At 69.8% G+C, this 19,208-nt stretch carries 14 protein-coding genes and 1 pseudogene; 7 read left to right on the top strand and 8 right to left on the bottom strand.

Annotation, left to right across the window (positions count from 1 at the left end; all coding sequences use genetic code 11):
- Positions 1 to 16 precede the first annotated feature (16 nt).
- Genes AC24FB_RS06945 through AC24FB_RS06930 form a run of 4 tightly spaced genes read right to left on the bottom strand, consistent with a single transcriptional unit; the run spans position 17 to position 5,241 of the window.
- Positions 17 to 1,258, bottom strand: a complete 1,242-nt coding sequence (locus AC24FB_RS06945) for an NAD(P)/FAD-dependent oxidoreductase (protein ID WP_425715912.1) — start codon at positions 1,256 to 1,258, stop codon at positions 17 to 19.
- The gene (locus AC24FB_RS06940) at positions 1,251 to 2,666 is read right to left on the bottom strand and encodes an NAD(P)/FAD-dependent oxidoreductase (RefSeq protein WP_425715913.1); all 1,416 of its coding nucleotides are present in this window, start codon (positions 2,664 to 2,666) and stop codon (positions 1,251 to 1,253) included. Before AC24FB_RS06940 ends, AC24FB_RS06945 begins: the two co-directional genes overlap by 8 nt.
- Positions 2,663 to 3,820 carry an ethanolamine utilization protein EutH gene (locus AC24FB_RS06935; RefSeq protein WP_425715914.1) on the bottom strand — a complete coding sequence of 386 codons (1,158 nt, stop codon included), beginning with the start codon at positions 3,818 to 3,820 and terminating at the stop codon, positions 2,663 to 2,665. Before AC24FB_RS06935 ends, AC24FB_RS06940 begins: the two co-directional genes overlap by 4 nt.
- A gap of 2 nt (positions 3,821 to 3,822) precedes the next feature.
- Positions 3,823 to 5,241: an FGGY family carbohydrate kinase gene (locus AC24FB_RS06930; protein ID WP_487561426.1), complete on the bottom strand. Its 1,419-nt coding sequence runs from the start codon at positions 5,239 to 5,241 to the stop codon at positions 3,823 to 3,825.
- 164 nt (positions 5,242 to 5,405) lie between these two features.
- Here AC24FB_RS06930 and AC24FB_RS06925 point away from each other — a divergent pair, with 164 nt between their 5' ends.
- Positions 5,406 to 6,206: a DeoR/GlpR family DNA-binding transcription regulator gene (locus tag AC24FB_RS06925; protein WP_425715916.1), complete on the top strand. Its 801-nt coding sequence runs from the start codon at positions 5,406 to 5,408 to the stop codon at positions 6,204 to 6,206.
- Between the two features lie 292 nt (positions 6,207 to 6,498).
- A complete protein-coding gene (locus AC24FB_RS06920) occupies positions 6,499 to 7,806 on the top strand; it encodes an ISL3 family transposase (RefSeq protein WP_425713489.1) in 1,308 nt (435 codons plus the stop codon).
- A 6-nt stretch (positions 7,807 to 7,812) separates the two neighbouring features.
- Here AC24FB_RS06920 and AC24FB_RS06915 read toward each other — a convergent pair.
- From AC24FB_RS06915 to AC24FB_RS06905, 3 genes and pseudogenes are all read right to left on the bottom strand, one after another.
- Positions 7,813 to 10,794 (bottom strand): annotated as a pseudogene (locus AC24FB_RS06915) (DEAD/DEAH box helicase); the annotation flags it as partial.
- 138 nt (positions 10,795 to 10,932) lie between these two features.
- Positions 10,933 to 11,643: a response regulator gene (locus AC24FB_RS06910; protein WP_425714242.1), complete on the bottom strand. Its 711-nt coding sequence runs from the start codon at positions 11,641 to 11,643 to the stop codon at positions 10,933 to 10,935.
- Between the two features lie 29 nt (positions 11,644 to 11,672).
- Entirely contained in the window at positions 11,673 to 13,283 is a 1,611-nt protein-coding gene (locus AC24FB_RS06905; RefSeq protein WP_425714243.1) for an ATP-binding protein, read from the bottom strand.
- A 164-nt stretch (positions 13,284 to 13,447) separates the two neighbouring features.
- Here AC24FB_RS06905 and AC24FB_RS06900 point away from each other — a divergent pair, with 164 nt between their 5' ends.
- From AC24FB_RS06900 to AC24FB_RS06885, 4 genes are read left to right on the top strand one after another with little or no spacing between them, the layout of a single operon-like run.
- Positions 13,448 to 14,497 (top strand): Bug family tripartite tricarboxylate transporter substrate binding protein, encoded by a 1,050-nt coding sequence (locus AC24FB_RS06900; RefSeq protein WP_425714244.1) that lies wholly within the window; start codon positions 13,448 to 13,450, stop codon positions 14,495 to 14,497.
- A gap of 1 nt (position 14,498) precedes the next feature.
- Positions 14,499 to 15,119: a tripartite tricarboxylate transporter TctB family protein gene (locus tag AC24FB_RS06895; protein WP_425714245.1), complete on the top strand. Its 621-nt coding sequence runs from the start codon at positions 14,499 to 14,501 to the stop codon at positions 15,117 to 15,119.
- Positions 15,112 to 16,773 carry a tripartite tricarboxylate transporter permease gene (locus AC24FB_RS06890; RefSeq protein ID WP_425714246.1) on the top strand — a complete coding sequence of 554 codons (1,662 nt, stop codon included), beginning with the start codon at positions 15,112 to 15,114 and terminating at the stop codon, positions 16,771 to 16,773. Before AC24FB_RS06895 ends, AC24FB_RS06890 begins: the two co-directional genes overlap by 8 nt.
- Positions 16,770 to 17,165: a universal stress protein gene (locus AC24FB_RS06885; protein WP_425714247.1), complete on the top strand. Its 396-nt coding sequence runs from the start codon at positions 16,770 to 16,772 to the stop codon at positions 17,163 to 17,165. The genes AC24FB_RS06890 and AC24FB_RS06885 overlap by 4 nt, the downstream gene beginning before the upstream one ends.
- Positions 17,166 to 17,275: 110 nt before the next feature.
- Here the strand turns inward: AC24FB_RS06885 and AC24FB_RS06880 are convergent, their stop codons facing one another.
- Entirely contained in the window at positions 17,276 to 17,743 is a 468-nt protein-coding gene (locus tag AC24FB_RS06880) for a hypothetical protein (protein ID WP_425714248.1), read from the bottom strand.
- Positions 17,744 to 17,914: 171 nt separating this feature from the next.
- Between AC24FB_RS06880 and AC24FB_RS06875 the strand changes: the two genes are divergently transcribed.
- The gene (locus tag AC24FB_RS06875) at positions 17,915 to 19,207 is read left to right on the top strand and encodes a DUF418 domain-containing protein (RefSeq protein WP_425714249.1); all 1,293 of its coding nucleotides are present in this window, start codon (positions 17,915 to 17,917) and stop codon (positions 19,205 to 19,207) included.
- The last annotated feature ends 1 nt before the right edge of the window (position 19,208 follow it).

Here is a 19,208-nt window from a genome sequence, read left to right as displayed (position 1 = left end):
ACTCGGGCCACCAGGCTCAGTCGATCGCGATCCGCACGTCGCCGCCCGCGGCATCGACGCCGTCGAGCATCGACGACGGGATGCGGAACGCCCGCCCGGGCGCCGCGGGCCACGCGAGCCGCTTGCGAGCCAACCGGTGCCCACCCTGGGACACCGTGACCACCGGCCGCGGCACGAGCCGGTCCACCCAGCACACGAGCCGGTCCCGGGCCGGGGCCGGCCCGCCAGGGGCCAACCGCGACGGCGACACCCACCTGATGGGGTCGTCCGCCACGAGGCGGACGCTCGCCTCGGGCGCCGGTCGGCCGCCGAAGTGCTCGAGGATCCGCTCAGCGGCGACCGCGCCCTCGATCGCGACGACGTCGGCGGTCTCCACGGGGTGGTTGACGTTCCCGACGGCGAACACGTTCGCCTTCGAGGTCCGCATGGCGGCGTCGACGACGGGGGACCCGCTCGCGGGGTCGAGCTCGACGCCCGCCGAGCGCAGGAGTTCGTGGTCCGGGATCCAGTCGCCCGTGAACACCACGGTGTCGCACTCGAGGACCTTCCGGTCACCGGTGCGGGTGTCCTCGATCTCGACCCCGGTCACGCGGCGGCGACCCTGGATCGACGCCACCCTCGACGTCGTCTCGACCCGGGTGCGGAACGCGACCCGGCCGGGGATTCGGAAGAGCGAGTACGACTCGCCGACCGGGTGCTCGGAGACGAGTGCCTCCGTGCGGCACCCCGACTCCGCGAGGGTCATGACCGCCGACCAGCTGACGAGCTCGGCGCCGACGACGACCGCCCGCGTGCCGACCTTCTGGTGCTGGACGTGGACGAGGTTCTGCAGCTGCCCCGTGGTGAGCACGCCGGCCGGCCGGGTGCCGGGGACGAGCCGCGCGGTGCGGGGGCGCTCGCGGGCGCCGGTGGCGAAGCAGAACACGTCCGGCCGCACGAGAACGCGCCCGAGGGGCGTGGTGACCTCGAGGGTGTCGTCGTCGGCCCATCCGGTGACGGTCCACCCGGTGAGGATCTGGGCGCCCGCCGCGCGGGCGTCCTCGACGAGCGTCGTCGCGTAGGAGGGGCCGGACATGAAGCGCTTCCGGTCCCGGATCCCGTAGCCCGGGTGGTCGGAGTGCCGGGGGATGCCGCCGGCCTGCTGCTCGCGGTCGAGGACCACGACCTGGTCGAGGTGGGGAGCGAGCCCGGCCGCGGCGCTGAGGCCGCCGGGTCCGCCGCCGATCACTGCCACGGTAGGGGTGAGGAGCTCAGGCATCGTCGGCCTCCGTCGTGATCCCGCACGCGTGGTGCTCGACGAAGAGTCGCTGGACCTCGGCGCCGCAGTAGAAGCCCTGGCAGCGCCCGTTCATCGCCCGCGTGCGGCGCCGCAGCCCCTGGAGACTGCACGGCGGGACGGTCGAGGTCATGGCGTCGCGGACCTCTCCGCGTGTCACGCGCTCGCAGAAGCAGACGACCGTGCCGTACTCGGGGTCCTGCTGGATGAGGTCGTCGTCGGCGAAGGGTCGCACCTGGTGCTCCCCGAGCGGCGGCATGACCGGAGGGGCGGGCAGGCCGCTGCGCTCGTCGAGTTCGAGGTCGGCCCCCGCGGCCTCGAGGAGCTCCACCACGTGCTCGGCGACCGCCGGCGCGGAGGTGAGCCCGGTCGACCGGATGGCCGCCGCGACGACGTACCGCTGCTCGGCGTCGACCTCGATGAGGTAGTCGGACTGGTTGTTCGCCGCGCGCAGTCCCGCGTACGAGGCGGTGACCTCCTCGTCCAGGAGCGTGGGCATGATCCGGCGGCCCTTCTCCAGGAGGAACTCGAACCCGTCCTCGCTGGTCGAGGTGTCGGCCTTGTCCTCCATGTCCTCGGCGGTGGGGCCGAGCATGATGTTGCCGAAGATCGTGGGACTGATGAGCACGCCCTTGCCGACCTTCGACGGGGCCGCGAGCACGATCGTGTCGACCAGCGGTGCGGCGAGCTTGTCGTAGACGAGCAGCTCGCCCTTGCGCGGGTGCACCTCGAGCCGGGAGTAGCCGAGCATCTCGTCGACGGCGTCCGCCCCGAGCCCGGCGGCGTTGACGACCCACCGGGCGGTGACGTCGCCTCGGTCGGTGCGGAGCGTCGTCGTGGAGGGGCCGACCTCGACCGACTCGACGCGATGCTCGCGCAGGAAGGTCGCGCCGCGCGTGACCGCCTCGGTGGCGAACGCGAGGGGAACCGACCAGGCGTCGATGACGGCCTCGTCGGGGACGGTGAGCCCGCCGGTGACGCCCGGGCCGAGGTTCGGGAGGCGGGCGTACACCTCGTCGGGACCGATGATCTCCGAGGCGAGGTAGCCGTTGTCCACCGCCTTGGCCTGCAGTCCGGGCAGCGACTCGGCCTGCTCCTCGTCCCACGCCACGAGGATCGCCCCGGTCTTCCGGAGCCCGATGTTCGCCGCCGCGCAGTACTCCGTGAGCAGCTCGTAGCCGCGGGCGACGAGCCGGGCCTCGAGCGTGCCTGGCTTCGCGTCGAAGCCCGTGTGCAGGAGGGCGGTGTTGGCCTTGGTCGTGCCCTCGCCGACGTCGTCCCGGGCGTCGATCATGACGACCGAGCCCGTGGTGCCGGACAGACGGCGGGCGATGGCGGCGCCGACGACGCCGGCGCCGATCACCGCGACGTCGTAGGTGGTCTCGGTCATGTCTCATCCTGTCGAGCGGTGGCCGGGTCCTGGGCGGGGGCGAGGGAGTCGGTGCTCGCGTCGTAGGCCGGGTAGCGCTTGAGCGAGATGGCGTAGGCGAGCGCGGTGGCGGACACCGCGGCGGCGATCTTGCCGACGATCATGGGAGTGATCATGTCGGGTGCGACGCCGGCCGTGAAGCCGAGGTGGTCACCGAGGAGCGCCATCGCCGAGATCGACCACGCCGTGTTGATGAAGATGCCGCGCCGGTCCATCTGGCCCATGAGCTTGAAGGTGGGGATGGCGTTGGCCAGCGACATCACGAGGCCGCCGGAGGCCACGTCGTTGACGCCGAGGAGGCGCCCCATGCTCGACAGGGGCTTGGCCGCGACCTTGGTGACGAGGTACATCAGCGGGAAGGCGCCCATGAGGAACAGGCAGATCTGGGCCACCACGGTGAGGCCGTCCATCACCGGGGCGAGCTCCCACCCGCTCGGCATGATCTGCCAGCCGGTGAGGAACTCGAAGGAGCCGATCGCGAGGGCGACCGAGATGATGGCGACGAGGAACTTGCCGAACAGGAGGAAGCCGCGCGTCATGGCGCCGGGGAACTTCCACAGGCCGAACGCAATGAGCAGCGCCGCGATGACGATGGGCACGAGGTTGCTGAGGATGAGCATGAGGTCGAAGCCGGCGACCAGTCCGCCGACGAGCACGCCGACGGGGATCGTGATGACGCCGACGAGCACGCCGGACGCGAAGTAGGGGCGGTTCTCCTCGGAGACGATGCCGAGGCCGACGGGGATGGTGAAGACGACCGTGCAGCCGAGCATGGCGGCGAGGATCGCGCCGGCGAGCAGGCCCGCCTCCTCTGTCTGGGCCATCTCCATCGAGAGGTGGTAGCCGCCCATGTCGTTGGCGAGCAGGGAGCCGGCGAACATCGCGGGGTCGGCGCCGAGGAGCTCGTAGATCGGCACGACGACGGGGTTGAGGACCTTGGACAGGATCGGGGCCAGGGAGATCATCCCGACCATCGACAGGGCCAGGGGCCCGAACGTGTTGATGCCCTCCTCGAACTGCTCGCCGAGGCCGAAGCGGTTCCCGATCGCCCTGTCGAGGCCGCCGATGACGAGGAAGACGGCCATGATGACGACGATGATCTCGTTGATGCCCATGGTCAGAGTCCCATCGTGGTCTCGACCGCGTTCCGCCACGAGGTGCGGAACTCGGTGACGTCCTCGAGGGTGCGCTCCGGGGTGTAGGTGGCCTCGGGCTCCCAGGAGAAGGGCGCGTCCTCGACCGCCATGTCGGGGTGCAGTGCGAGCCGCATGCAGGCGGCCGTACCGAGGGCGGTGGCATGCGCGGAGGGGTAGGTGTCGACGGGCGCCTGGAGCATGTCGGCCTGCGACTGCATGAGGCGCACGGACTTCGTCAGTCCGCCGTCGACGCGGAGCCGGGTGAGCGGCTGACCGAGCTCGGGGAGCGTGAGGTCGGCGAGCTCGGCGATCTGCGCGGCGATGCCGTCGAGGACGGCGCGGACGATCTGGGGCTTCCCGGTGGAGAGCGTCATACCGACGACGAACGCCCCCGCCTCCGGCTTCCACCACGGTGCAGCGAGGCCGGCGAAGCTGGGCGCGCAGAGGACGCCGCCGGTGTCGTCGGCGGCGATCTCGTCCATCTCGGCGGGGCCGGTGATGATGCCGAGCTCCTGCATCCAACGCACGGCGGAGGCGGCCGTGTAGACCTGGCCGTCCGAGCAGTAGGAGGTGCGGCCGCGGAGGCGCCACGCGACGGAGGTGGTGAGGCCGTTGTCGAATCGTGGGGCGGTCTCACCCATGTTGACGAGGATGAACGCGCCGGTGCCGTACGTGCACTTGGCCTGCCCGCGCTCGAGGCAGCCCTCGGCGAACAGCGCGGCCTGCTGGTCGACGATGAGACCGCCGACGGGCACCTCGGCGCCGAAGACGGAGGTGGTGCCGACGATCTCGTCGCAGGCGACGATCCGGGGGAGCTTCTCGTCGGACAGGTCGAAGAGGTCGACGAGGTGGGGGTCCCACTCGCCGGAGTCGACGTCGACGAGCAGGGAGCGCGACGCGGTGGAGACGTCGGTGACGAACTCGCCGGTGAGGCGATGGAGCATCCACGTGTCGGTCGTGGTGACGACGCCCTCGCGGGTGAGGTTCTCGCGCAGCCACGTGAGCTTGGGGGCGGTGAAGTAGCAGTCGAGGACGAGCCCGGTGCGTCGGTGGACGTCCTCGGAGTGCTCGCGCAGGCGCTCGACGACGGACTCGGCGCGGCGGTCCTGCCAGACGATGCAGGTGGTGAGCGGGTCACCGGTCTCGGGGTCCCAGGCGAGGACGGTCTCGCCCTGGTTGGCCAGCGAGACGCCGTCGATCGGGCGGCCCGCCTCCTCGACGGCCTGCTTCCCGGCGTCGACGACGGAGGCGTAGAGCTCCTCCGGGTCCTGCTCGACGGCGCCACCGGGGAGGTACTGCGGATGGATCGGGATCTCGACGACGGCGTGGATGCCGTCGGCGTCGACGACGATCGCCTTCGATCCTGAGGTGCCCTGGTCCAGAGCGAGAATTGCCACAATGCAACCCTTCGTGTCGTTGCGGTCCGGACGATGGTGTCCGGTTCGTCCCGTGCGCCCGAGATCGGGCACTGCGGAGAGCCTGGGCCGGTGTGGACTTGCGGGCAACCTGTGTGGAATGTTGTGGAGTGTCGGGCGTGGCCCGGTCCTGAGCCGAGGAGGTGGGCGTGCTCGTCCAGCAGAGGTACCGCCACATCGTGCGGGCACTGCAGTCGCAAGCGTCCGTCTCGACGATTGACCTCTCGCGGGCCCTGCGGGTGTCGGTGGAAACGGTTCGGAGGGACCTCGTCCATCTCGAGCGTGAGGGGTTGCTCAGGCGCGTCTACGGCGGCGCCGTCTCGGTGACACGGCAGCGCAGCAGCGAGCCGTCGTTCGACCGGCGCAGCGGGATCCGGGAGAAGGAGAAGCGCGTCGTGGGTGAGCTGGTGCGGTCGCTCGTGCGGCCGGGGCAGTCAATCTTCCTCGACGTCGGAACCACCGGTCAGGCGGCCGCCGCTGCCCTGGCACCGTCGTTCGAGGGCACGATTGTCACCCACTCGCTGCTCGTTGCGAACGAGATTGGACGCGGTGCCGGCGCCGAGCTCGTGCTCGCCCCGGGCCGATTGAGGCGGGGGGAGTGGTCGGTGTCCGGGACGGCGACGCACTCGTTCATCCGGCAGATGCACTTCGACGTCGCGCTCCTCAGCTGCGGGGGCGTGGACGCGGCGGCCGGCCCCACGGACTTCGACTTCGACGACGTGGAAGTCAAGCGCACGGTGGCGCGCCACAGTGAGCGGTCCTACATACTCGCGGACTCCTCGAAGCACGGCGTGGTGGGGCGGTACGTCATCGGCGAGTGGTTCGACGTCAACGGACTGGTGACCGATGCGGCGCCGCCCGAGGGACTGGCGGTGGCGGTGCGTGCGGGTGGCGGTGAGGTGATCCGGCCGGGTGCGGCGGGAGCGCCGGAGCAGGCTCGGCCGACATGAGTGCCAATGGAGAGCGCTGTATATGAGGAGCAACTGGTCAGCGTGGAGGTGACGAGTTAGCTCGCCGCGACAGTGGTCGAGGAGAACATGTCGGCTGGCATCGGGGTCTCGAGTTGCCAGGTGAATGCGATCGGACGCTCACCGGAATGGGAGACATAGGGGCTCTTCCGGATTGAGGGTGTAGACGGCCTGGCGCGGTGGTGAGCGAGGTGCCGGCGTGTCAGCGTCCAGATAGGGGTCGAGGTCTTCCGATGATGGGGGTTCTCACGCCACCCACCGGGAAGACCTCGACGTGCCTGACGCTACCTTCGCCCGCCCTGATCTGACCACGTTCGCTCGTCTGGACGAGCTCGGCTTGGAGGTCGTCGGCCAGCGCATCGAGCCTGGTCGGGCGGTCCTGGCCTGCAGGGTCGTCGAACCGGACAGCTGGTGCCGGCGGTGCGGGTGCGAGGGCGTCGCGCGGGACACCGTCACGCGCGAGCTCGCTCACGAGCCTTTGGGGTGGCGTCCCACGACGCTGGAGGTGAGGGTGCGTCGGTACCGGTGCACGGGCTGCGGGCACGTGTGGCGTCAGGACACGACCGCCGCGGCCGAGCCGCGCGCTCGGCTCTCCCGCCGCGGGTTGCGGTGGGCGCTGGAAGGGATCGTGTGCCAGCACTTGAGTGTCGCTCGTGTCGCCGAGGGGCTGGGGGTCTCGTGGAACACCGCCAACGCCGCGGTCCTGACCGAAGGACGCCGCGTCCTCATCGATGATCCGACCCGGTTCGACGGCGTCAGCGCCATCGGTGTCGACGAGCATGTCTGGCGCCACACCCGCCGCGGCGACAGGTTCGTGACCGTGATCATCGACCTCACCGCTGTTCGCGAGGGGACCGGCCCGTCCCGGCTGCTGGACATGGTCGAGGGCCGCTCGAAACACGCCTTCAAGCAGTGGCTCGCGGGCCGGCCGCAGGACTGGCGCGACGGGGTCGAGATCGTCGCGATGGACGGCTTCACCGGGTTCAAGACCGCCGCCGCCGAAGAGCTGCCCGACGCGGTCGCCATCATGGATCCTTTTCACGTGGTCCGCCTCGCTGGCGACGCGCTCGATGACTGCCGGCGCCGTGTCCAGCAGGACACCTGCGGGCACCGGGGCCGCAAGGGCGATCCGCTCTACGCCGCCCGCCGGACCCTGCACACCGGCGCCGACCTGCTCACCGAGAAGCAGTCCCAGCGCCTGGAGGGCCTGTTCGACGGCGACACCCACGTAGCGGTCGAGGCCGCCTGGGCCGTCTACCAGCGCATGATCGCCGCCTACCGCGTCCCCGACCGCGCACATGGTCGCCAGCTCATGGCCCAGCTCATCGCCTCCGTCAGCTCCACCGTGCCAGCCGCCCTGACCGAGCTGCGCAAGCTGGGCAGGACCCTGAAGCGCCGCGCCGCCGACGTGCTCGCCTACTTCGACCGGCCCGGCACGTCCAACGGCCCCACCGAGGCCATGAACGGCAGGCTCGAGCACCTGCGCGGCTCGGCCCTCGGCTTCCGCAACCTGACCAATTACATCGCCCGATCACTACTCGAGACGGGCGGATTCCGACCCCAACTACACCCTCGAATGTGAAGAGCCGACATAGGTTGCGGGTCCGAGGTATAGATATGGACTTGTACCGAATTCGTCCTGGCCCTCTTGGCGAACGAACAGAAGTACAGTGCTCGAACCGGAAATGTATCTCCTGCCGGTGCTGGAATTGATGCTTGTCGTCGACTGACTTTCCCAGTGAAACAGCTCGCGACTGATCGGGAAGTCTCGGTACATGGTTGTTGGTGAGTACCGTTCCTCGGTCTTGTTGAGTGTGACGAAGAATGCATCCACGTTGAGATTCGGTTCGTAGAGTACGCCCTCGCGGAACGAGTTCGGCTTGCGGGTGAGTGACGAGTAGCCGAGCGCCACGAGAACTTCTTCACGCTGGTATCGAGCATGGATGCGAAGGGGGAGTGTCGCGAGTCGACCGGGCGTCGGCGCAACCGGACGGCGCGCGGACTCGTAAGCGAGATCAATGACGGTCCTGAGTTCGTCGACGAATTCAGGCTCCTTTGTGAGGGTCCGCAGCCCTTCTGTCGCGCTCGCGTGGCCACCACCGCCCGGCCAGAGTGAGAAGAAGAGCATCTCTGCCAGTTTGTCGTCCAGAGATAGGTCTCCGCCCTCTGTGATTTCCTGAAGTGTCCGCTGGTAGCCCTCATGCCGAATGGGATCATCGACGTGCGTGAATGCGCGTAGGCGCTTAGCGAGTACTGCCTCGAGGTTCGACCCTTGCGATTCGAGATGCCCAGCCTCGCGGCGCAGCTCAGTCCAGGAGCGATTGCCTTTGCGTAGAATTGTCGCAAGCGTGTATCCGGTGCGATCGATGAAGTTGGGAAGATCAATATCTGGATCGAGTGCACGGAGTTGAGCAACGAGATGTGGCCATCGTGCATTGATTTGTGCCTTGAGGCTTCGAAGCACCACCTCCTGTGCGCGCCGATCGAGGACCACTTGACTACCTGCGGGAAGGAATGGAAAGCCGTCCTTGAGATCTTTTTCGAGGCGCCGCGGTGGACGCCCTGTCAGTGCCTGGAGTTTCAGATCAAACCTGAACTCCTCTCGCTGGTTGCCAACGAAGTCGAGGACCGTAAGAACTGGTTTGTCTGGGCGCTGTCGGAGCCCTCTGCCGAGCTGCTGGAGGAAAATCGTGGCACTGCTAGTCGGCCGCAGGAAGAGGATGGTGTCGACGTCAGGTATGTCGATCCCTTCATTGAAGAGGTCGGCTGAGAAGATGATGTTAACGTCGCCCTTACTGAGGCGTTCAAGTGATGCTCGTCGATGTTCAACGGTACTGCTTCCGTCGAGGGCAATGGCGTTGATGCCTCGTTCCGAGAACACTCGAGCCATGTACTTGGCGTGCTCGACGCCTACGCAGAAGCCGAGGGCGCGCATTGAGTGGACGTCAAGTACCTTGTCGTGAACCTCCCGAAGTATCACGCGGCTTCGCGCATCGTTTCCGGTATACAGGTTCTCGAGTTGTGCCGGTTCGTAGCGACCGCGCACCCAAGGAACGTCGCGCAGGTCGGTACCGTCGGAGCACATGAAATAGTGGAAGGGCGACAGAATCCCAGCATCCAGTGCTTCCCACAGCCTCAATTCAGCTGCGGTCCGCCCGCCAAAGAATCCACGCACGTCGAAACCGTCCGCTCGTTCGGGCGTGGCAGTCAGACCGAGGAGCTCGCGTGGCGTCAGGTGTTCGAGCAGCGCTGTGTAGCTCGCGGCTGCGGCGTGGTGGAACTCATCGATGACGACGATGTCGAACGCGTTAGGTGGGACCGTGCGAACGTCGGTGGATCGGAGCGACTGAACGCTGGCGAAGACATGTTTCCAGCGCTCGGGCCGGTTGCCGGCGACGTATAGCTCTCCAAAATTTGGGTCGGAGAGCACTTCCTGGTAGGTGCGCCGGGATTGCTCCAGTATTTCCGCTCGATGGGCGACGAATAGGAGACTCGGATAGGTTTTTGTCGATGCGTTTGAGAGGCGCCTGTAGTCGAGGGCGGCGACGACAGTTTTCCCAGTTCCTGTCGCCGCGACGACGAGATTGCGATGCCGGCCGTGAAGCTCACGTTCGGCTTCGATGGCATCAAGAATATGTTGCTGAAAGGCGTAAGGCCTTACGTCGAGTCCGGAAAGGTTGAGGCTCTGGACCCCAGCGGTCTTTTTTCCGCCGGCCACGGCGAGTGCGTGATCGAGTTGGTTGCGCTGTGATAGGTCGGTGGGATCGTACGGCCTGAACGTTGGGTCGTTCCAGTAGGTATCGAATGTCCCATTGAACTTCTGAATCAGATGGGGTGTGGCGACATTCGAGAGGCGGACGTTCCACTCGAGCCCGTCAAGTAGTGCGCTGCGGGAAAGGTTGGACGAGCCAACGTACGCGGTGTCGAATTCGGATTTGCGATGAAACAACCATGCTTTAGCGTGAAGTCGAGTCTTTGCCTCGTCGTAGTGGATTCGGACCTCGGCGCCAAACTCCTCCACGAGACGGTCGATCGCGCGCCGTTCAGTGGCGCCCATGTAGGTCGTTGTGATGACCCGAAACGGAACCCCTCTGTCTCTCAGCTCTCGAAGGTTATCTTCGATCACGCGCAGACCGTGCCACTTAACAAATGCACAGAGCAGATCGACCTGATCGGCCGAGGCCAGTTCCGCGCGTAGCTCGGCTCCGAGACTTGGCTCACCTCGCACATTTGTCAGGAGCGCCGCGTCGCTGAGTGGTGTGGCGGGGCGCGCAGGTGCGTCAGGGCTTGTGTGATTCGCGAGGCGCCGGAAGTAGCGCAACTGGCGGGGAGGATCGTCGATGATCTCCTGAGCGTCGATCGCTTCGATGAGTCGATTGGCTAGGTGGTTGCGTTCGGCGCCGTGTCTCGAGCGAAGGGCGTGCTCGACTAGCTGCCCCACGTGTCGGGCAAGGACGTGCGGTTGTTCGGCATCCTCGACGTCCTCCCACGCAGCTTGCGGTGCGCCGAGGCTCGCGATCTCGTTGAGAAGTCGCCGCGTGCCGAGGGATTTGTAGAGTCCGTCCTCCATGCCACGAGTCTTTCACTGTGTGGTGCATTGATACCCGGTTTGCGTGAATCTGGTGCGTGAAACGGAGTTGCGACGGTGCATGCAGTGCAGTTTGTGGTGGGGTACTCAAGATCGCCGCAGAGGTTGGTTTATTACGCGTCACCCAGTCGCCTCGTAGAGGTGCTGCGGCCGCCCCGACCGCCCGAACCTGGGCCGGACCTCCGCCAGCCCCGTCGCCGCCAGGTGTTCGAGGTACCTCCGCGCCGCCACGCGGGACATGCCGACCCGCTCCGCCACGTCGTCCGCGGAGACCGGCCCGCCCACCTCGCGCAGAGCCTCGGTCACCATCTCCATGGTCCGCTGCGCAAGGCCCTTGGGGAGGTGGGTGTTCGTCGTTGTGCGGGGTGTTGCTCGTCCTCCGCCGAGGAGCCTGTCCACCTGCTCCTGGCTCATCGGCTCGGTGGCCGCGTCCTGCACGAGTCGGCGGTGCCGGAGGTAGTCCTCGAGCCGCGCCTGGAGGTCCGCCCGCGTGAATGGCTTGACCAGATAGTGCAGTACCCCGCCGGCCATCGCCGTGCGCACCGTCTCGACCTCGCGGGCGGCAGAGATGACGACGACGTCGACCTCCCCGTCCTGCCGCAGCTGCCGAAGCACCTCGAGCCCCGAGATGTCCGGCAGGTAGATGTCGAGCAGCACGAGGTCCGGCGCCAGCTCGCGCGCCCGCGCCACCGCATCGGCGCCCGTATGGACCACGTCGACCACCGTGAAGTGCTCCGTCGACTCCACGAAGCTGCGATGAAGAGAGGCGACGTTGAAGTCGTCGTCGACCACGAGCACCCGCAGCGGAGTGCCGGTCTCCGCAGTACCCACCTGCGGTCCTCGCACCATCGCCGCGCCCATCACCGCACCACCTCCACCGGTATGCCGGCCGACTCCGAGCCACCGACCGCCGCGGCGAACCTCGGCGCCGGAAGCGTGACGACGATCCGCGCCCCGCCGTGCGCCGAGTCGCCCACCTCGATGCCGCCGCCGCGCCGGTCGACCACCTGCCGCACGAGTGCGAGCCCGATGCCGCGCGAGCTCGCCTCGTCCTTCGTCGTCACCCCGGGCTCGAAGACCCGCTCGCGCTCGCCCTCGTCGATACCGGGCCCGTCGTCCTCCACGGTCAGGACGGCCACCCCGTCCTCCCTCCGCGCACCGACCATGACGAGCCCCCCGCTCCCGGCGGCGTGCACGGCGTTGTCGATGAGGTTGCCGAGGATCGTCACCACGTCGGTGGTGCCGTCCGGCTCCACCCGGACCCCGTCGTCGATCTGCACGCGGACGCCGCGCTCGTGCGCGATCGCGGTCTTGGCCAGCAGCAGCGCCCCCACGGCCGGGTCGGTGACACCCGGGAGCGCGCTGTACATCCCCACGGCGCCGGACCGGCCCGTCCGGGAGATGAACTCCATCGCCTCCTCGGTGCGGCCGAGCTCGATGAGCCCGGAGACCACGTGCATGTGGTTGGCGAACTCGTGGGCCTGCGCGCGCAGCGCCTGCGTGAGGTCCCGTGCGCCGTCGAGGTCCCGCACGAGCGCGTAGATCTCGGTCCGGTCCCGCAGCAGCAGCACCGAGCCCACCTCGCGGTCACCGACCTCCGCGCGGTCGACGCGGACGAACAGGATCTGCTCGCCGACGAGCACGAGGGTCTCCCGCTCCACGTCGGGCCCCGCGAGGATGTCGGTGATCGCCGGGTCGAGGACGGCGGCGGCCTCGGATCCGATGCAGTCCTCCGGCAGGTCGAGCATCTTCCGGGCCTGGTCGTTGGCCAGCGCGATGCGGTTGTGCTCGTCGACGGCGACCATCCCCTCGCCGAGCCCGTGCAGCATCGCGTCCCGCACCTCGCGCAGGGAGGCGATCTCCTCGGGCTCCATCCGGTAGATCCGCCGCCACACGAGCCGGGAGATGTAGACCGCCCCGAGGGTGCCGACGAGCCCCGCTCCGAGGAGCCAGACGAACAGCTGCGGCAGGTCGTCCATCAGCTCGGCGCGCAGCGTGGCCTCGAGCGTGCCCACGGAGACCGAGCCGATGATGACGCCGTCGTCGAAGATCGGGACCTTGACCCGCCAGGACTCGCCCATCGTGCCAGTCTGGGTGCCTACGTATACCCGGCCGGACAGCGGCTCGCTCGGGTCCGTGGAGACCATCTGCCCGATGTTCTCCTCGTTGGGGTGGGAGTACCGGATGCCCTGGTCGTCGGTGACGACCACGTAGGTGACGTCCGAGGCCTCCCGGATGAGCTCGGCGATCGGCTGGATGATCGCGGACGGGTCCGGGGTGTCGTAGGCGTCGATGACGGACGGCAGCGTGGCCACCGACTGGGCGACGCCGACCATCCGGTCCTCGTGCGAGTCGCGGATCTGGGCCTCCTGCATGCGCAGCGCGACGAGCCCCACGGTGCCGATCGTGAGCACCACGATCGCCGCCTGGAGCAGGAGGAGCTGTCGCCGCAGCGACATCGGCCGGCGCATGGTCTCAGCCTGCCACGCCGCCGGCGGCCCGCCCCCGAGAACGCCCGCGACCAGAACGACCGAAACGACCGGAACGGCCCTTACGACCACTACGGCCGCAGCCTTCTCCGGCCAGGGACCTTCGTCCTAACTTCGCCGCACCCGCATCGCTCAAGGAGGAGCTCATGTCCCTGCGCCGCACCGCCGCAGCCCAGCGCCGCAACACCCGCAGCACCACCCGCCGGACCACCACCGCCCTCGCCGTCGGGGCGGCCGCCGCACTCGCGCTCGCCGCCTGCTCCGACGCCGAGGGGGAGGACTCGGGCGACGGCGAGGTCGAGATCGACAGCGTCGAGATCATCGTCCCCGCCGACCCCGGCGGCGGCTGGGACCAGACCGGCCGCACCATGCAGTCTGAGATGCAGGACAACGACATCGTGGGCGACGCCCAGGTGGTCAACGTCGGCGGCGCGGGCGGCACCGTGGGCCTCGCCCAGCTCGCCACCGCCACGAACGAGAACACGCTCATGGTCATGGGCTACGTCATGGTCGGCGCGATCGAGACGAACCAGTCCGAGACCACCCTCGAGGACGTCACCCCGATCGCCCGGCTCACCGAGGAGCCCCTCGTCGTCGTGGTCCCCGCGGAGTCCGAGTACGAGACCATCCAGGACCTCACCGACGACATCATCGCCAACGGCCAGGACGTCTCCGTCACCGGCGGCTCGGCCGGCGGCGTCGACCACATCCTCGCCGCCCAGCTGCTCACCGAGGCCGGGATGGACCCCGCCGACGTGGCGGGCGCCCTCAACTACATCCCCTACTCCGGCGGCGGCGAGTCCCTCGCGGCGCTGCTCGGCAACAACGTCGACGCCGGCATCTCCGGCGTGGCCGAGTACGCCGAGCAGGTCAACGCCGGCACGCTGCGGGCGCTCGCCGTCTCGAGCGAGGAGCCCTCGCCCGCGCTGCCGGACACGCCCACGCTCATCGACCAGGACGTCGACCTCGTGCTCACCAACTGGCGCGGCGTGGTGGCCCCCGGCAACATCGACGACGCCCAGGCCGAGGCCCTCACCCAGCTCGTCACCGAGATGCACGACGCCGACTCGTGGGCGGATGCGCTCGAGGCCAACAACTGGGACGACGCCTTCCTGGCCGGCGACGAGTTCGCCACCTTCCTCGAGGAGGACATCGAGTCGGTCCGCCAGACGCTGACGGACATCGGGCTGGTCTGACGTGCCGGCCCCCAGCTCCGGCGCCGGCGCGAGCCCGCCGACCGCCACCACCAACCCCACCAACCCCACCACCGACCCCGCCACCACCGCGACCGCCGCCGGCACCACGCCGGCGGCGGCCCGGCGGCCGAGGCCCGTCGGCGAGATCGTCTTCGCCGTCGCCGTCGTGGCCCTCGGCGCCTACGTCCTGCTCGACGCGGGGAACATCAACGTCCCCCTCACCGCCGGCGCGATGGGCCCGCGGACGATGCCCTACCTCGTCGGCGGGCTCCTCGTCCTCAGCGGGCTCGGCGTCCTCGCCACGATCGCGCGCGGCGGCCGCGGCGAGGCCGAGGAGAGCGAGGACACCGACTCGACCGCGGGCACCGACTGGCTGACGGTCGGCATCCTCGTCGCGGTCGTCGTCGCCCACATCCTGCTCATCGAGCCGATCGGCTGGCCCTTCGCGGCCACCGTGCTCTTCGCCGGCACCGCCGTCACGCTCGGCGCCCGGCCGATCTGGCGCACCGTGCTCGTCGGCCTCGTCATGGCCCTCGTCATCCAGGTCGCCATGGCCGGCGGCCTGGGCATCTCCCTGCCCGCCGGCCCGCTCCTGGAGGGGGTGGAGATCTTCCGTGGATAACCTCTCGCTGCTCATCGAGGGCTTCGGCGCCGCGCTGCAGCCGATGTTCCTCCTGTACGCCCTGCTCGGCGTGTTCATCGGCACCGCCGTCGGCGTCCTGCCCGGCATCGGCCCCGCCATGACGGTGGCCCTGCTGCTCCCGCTCACCTACACGCTCGAGCCCACCGCCGCGTTCATCATGTTCGCCGGCATCTACTACGGCGGCATGTACGGCGGCTCGACCACGTCGATCCTCCTCAACACACCGGGGGAGTCGGCGTCGATCGTCACTGCGCTCGAGGGGCACAAGATGGCCCGCGCGGGCCGCGGCGCCGCGGCGCTCGCGACCGCCGCGATCGGCTCGTTCGTCGCCGGCACGCTCGCCACCGTCGGCCTCACGTTCGTCGCCCCGATCGCTGCGCGGTTCGCCGTCAAGCTCTCCTCGGCGGACTACGTGGCGCTCATGGTCCTCGCGTTCCTCACCGTCGGCGCCCTGCTCGGCTCCTCGGTCACGCGCGGCATGGTCGCCCTCGGGCTCGGCCTGTTCATCGGGCTGGTCGGCGTCGACGCGATCTCCGCCCAGCAGCGCTTCACGCTCGGCATCCCCGAGCTCACGGACGGCATCGACGTCGTGCTCGTCGCCGTCGGGCTCTTCGCCGTCGGCGAGGCCTTCCACGTGGCGTCCCGACTGCGGAAGGGACCCGTCGAGGTCATCCCCGTGACCGGCGGGTGGCGCAGCTGGATGACGAAGGACGACTGGCGCAGGTCCTGGAAGCCGTGGCTGCGCGGCACCGCCGTCGGCTTCCCCATCGGGACGATCCCCGCCGGCGGCGCCGACGTCGCGACCTTCCTCTCCTACGCCACCGAGCGGCGCCTGGCCAAGGGCGAGCGGAAGAGGAGCTTCGGCAAGGGCGCCATCGAGGGTGTCGCCGGACCGGAGGCGGCCAACAACGCGGCCGCGGCGGGCGTCCTCGTCCCGCTGCTCACCCTCGGGCTCCCGACGACGGCGACCGCCGCGATCATCCTCGCCGCCTTCCAGCGCTACCAGATCCAGCCGGGCCCGCTGCTGTTCGAGAACCAGTCGGCGCTCGTGTGGACGCTCATCGCGGCGCTGTACATCGGCAACGTCATGCTGCTCGTGCTCAACCTGCCGCTCGTGGGCATGTGGGTGAAGATCCTGCAGATCCCGCGGCCCTACCTGTACGCGGGCATCCTCACGTTCGCCGGGCTCGGCGCGTTCGCGGTCAACTTCACGACCGCCGACGTCGTCATGCTCCTCGTCATCGGCCTGCTCGGCTTCTTCATGCGCCGGTACGGCTACCCGGTGGCGCCGATGGTCGTCGGCCTCATCCTCGGGCCGATGTTCGAGGCGCACCTGCGCCGGGCGCTGTCGATCTCCCAGGGGGACCCGGTGGCGCTCGTGCAGTCGCCGTTCGCCCTGTTCGTGTACATCGCCCTGATCGTCATCTTCGCCCTGTCGTTCTGGCTCAAGCGGCGCCAGCGGCGCCTCGACGCCGACGTGCTCGCCGAGTCCGGCGAGGGGGACGGGGAGGTCGGCGGGGGAGACGACACGACGGAGCCCGACGGCGAACGGCCCGACGACGACACCCCCGTCGTCGACTCCGCGCCGGCCGCCAGCGCGGGACCGGACCGCACCGACAGGGAGACGTCATGACGATCGTGCTCGGCTACATCCCGACGCCGGCGGGCACCGCCGCGCTCGAGGCGGCCCTCGAGGAGGCGCGGCTGCGGGGCGAGCGGCTCGTCGTCCTCAACACCACGAGGGCCGACCGGCTCGTCGACCCGCGGTACGCCCAGGCGGGGGAGATGGCGGAGCTCGACGCGGCGCTCGCGGCCTCGGGCGTGGAGCACGAGGTGCGGCACGGCGAGTCCGACGGGCTGGCCGGCGACGACCTCGTCGCCCTGGCCACGGAGCTGGACGCGACGATGATCGTCATCGGCCTGCGCCCGCGCTCGCCGGTCGGCAAGCTCGTGCTCGGCTCCGCGGCGCACGCGATCCTCCACGACGCCCCGTGCCCGGTGCTGGCGGTGAAGGCGGCGGGCTGAGCCCTCCTCGGTGCGTCGGTCGGCGGGTCACTCGGCCCGCCGACCGACCGATCCGCCGACCGACCGATCCGCCGATCGGCTGATTCGACCGCCGCCTCGCCCCGCAGCACCTACGGAGCGAGCCCGCCGCGTCGCGCCCGCCTGGCCCGGTGCGCCAGGAGCACCGAGGCGCCGAGCACGGACAGTGCCACCACGGTCCAGTTGTACGTGGTGTACGGCGTGAAGAGGTCCATGAAGGCGAACGTCTCCGGTTCACGAATCGTCCGGGGCGCGTCCTGGACGAGATCGGCCCCCCTCCTCGCGGTGTAGAGCGCGGGGAGAGCGAGCAGGAGCAGACCCCAGCGTGAGCCGAGCGTGAGCCCGAGGAGGACGAGGGCGAGGACGGCGGCGAGCGCGGAGAAGCGCAGCGCGGCCCAGCTGACGATCTGGGAGCCGCGAGGTGGGTCCTGGTAGATCGACGCGGCGGACAGCCCCTGGACGACGACCGGCCACAGGACGAGCGCGCACCCGAGCACGACGATGCCGATCGTGTACGGCACGGTGGTCCAGCGGGACCGCGGCGCATCAGGTGGCGTCACAGCGCGAGCGTAACGGCGTTCCAGGAGGCCGATCCGCCGGGTCGCGGGTCCATGTGCCCACCGGTCCACCGGGCCGCCGGCCCGCCGGCCCGGGGGTCCGTCGCTCCGTCGGCGCACCGATCCGCCGATCGGCTGATTCGCACGTCCTCGTGCGTTTCTAGCGTCGTCGGCATGACCTCCCGACCCGCCACCACCGAGACCCCGTCCACGGACCCGCCGGCCCCCGATCGGCCGCCCGCATCCGGAGCGCCCTCCTCCGGTCCTTCCTCCTCGAACCCGCCGCCACGCCCCCGCGCGCTGGCCCCCGACCTCGCCCGCGGGCTCATGCTCGCGCTCATCGCGGTTGCGAACGTGGCGATCTACCTCCACGACCGCCCCTACGGGCTGCGCCAGCACATCGTCGAGGACGGGGCGATCGACCGCGCCGTCACCTTCCTCGTCACCCTCACCGTCGACGCCCGCGCCTACCCGCTCTTCGCCGCCCTGTTCGGCTACGGCCTCGTCCGCATCGCCGACGGGCAACGCCGTCGCGGCGCCTCCCCGCTCGAGGCCCGCCGCATCATCCGCCGACGCTCCGTCTGGCTCGTCGCCCTCGGCGGCGCGCACGCCCTGCTCGGCTTCTCCGGCGACATCCTCGGCTGGTACGGCCTCATCGGCCTCGTCCTCGCCTCCGCCCTCGGCGCCCGCGACCGCACCCTCCTGTGGGCCGCCGGCGCATGGCTCGCCGTCGCGTCCGCCGTCCAGGGGCTGACGTACGCCGACCCCACGATCACGAACCAGCGCGGCCACCTGTGGTCCTTCGCCATCTCCGACCCGCTCGAGGCCCTCGCCTGGCGGCCGCTCGAGTGGGCGGCGGGCCCGGTGGGTCTGCTCGCCGTCGTCGCCCCGGTACTCGTGGGGATGTGGGCCGCCCGGCGCCGGATCCTCGAGAGCCCGACCGAGCACGCGACCCTCCTGCGCCGCACCGCCGCGATCGGGATCCCCGTCGGGCTGATCGGCGGCGTCGGCACCGCGCTCGCCACGGCTCACGTGTGGGAGCCGTCGGGCGTCGTCGTCGCCCTGCTGTCCTGGCTGCACATCCTCACGGGCGTCCTCATCGGCCTCGGGTACGCCGCGGCCATCGCGCTCGTCGCCGCCCGCCTCACAGCACCCCGCACGACGGCGAACCCCCTGTCCGCGCCCGTGGCTCGCATCGTCGAGGCCCTGCGCGCCACGGGGGAGCGGTCGCTCAGCTGCTACCTCGCCCAGTCGGTCGTGTTCGTCGCCCTGCTGCCGGCCTGGACCCTCGGGCTCGGCGGGACGCTCGGCACGGCGGAGGCCACCGCCCTCGCCCTGCTCACGTGGCTGCTCACCGTCATCGGTGCCGACGCGCTCGCCCGCCGTGGCCGACGCGGACCCGCCGAGACGCTCCTGCGCCGCCTCACATATGGCCGGGCCCGTCGCGGCGACCGCCCTCTACGGTGAG

The sequence above is a fragment of the Georgenia sp. Z1344 genome (genome assembly GCF_057652375.1).
The sequence above is the reverse complement of the archived record's forward strand: the minus strand, read 5'-3'. Positions and strand labels throughout refer to the sequence as shown.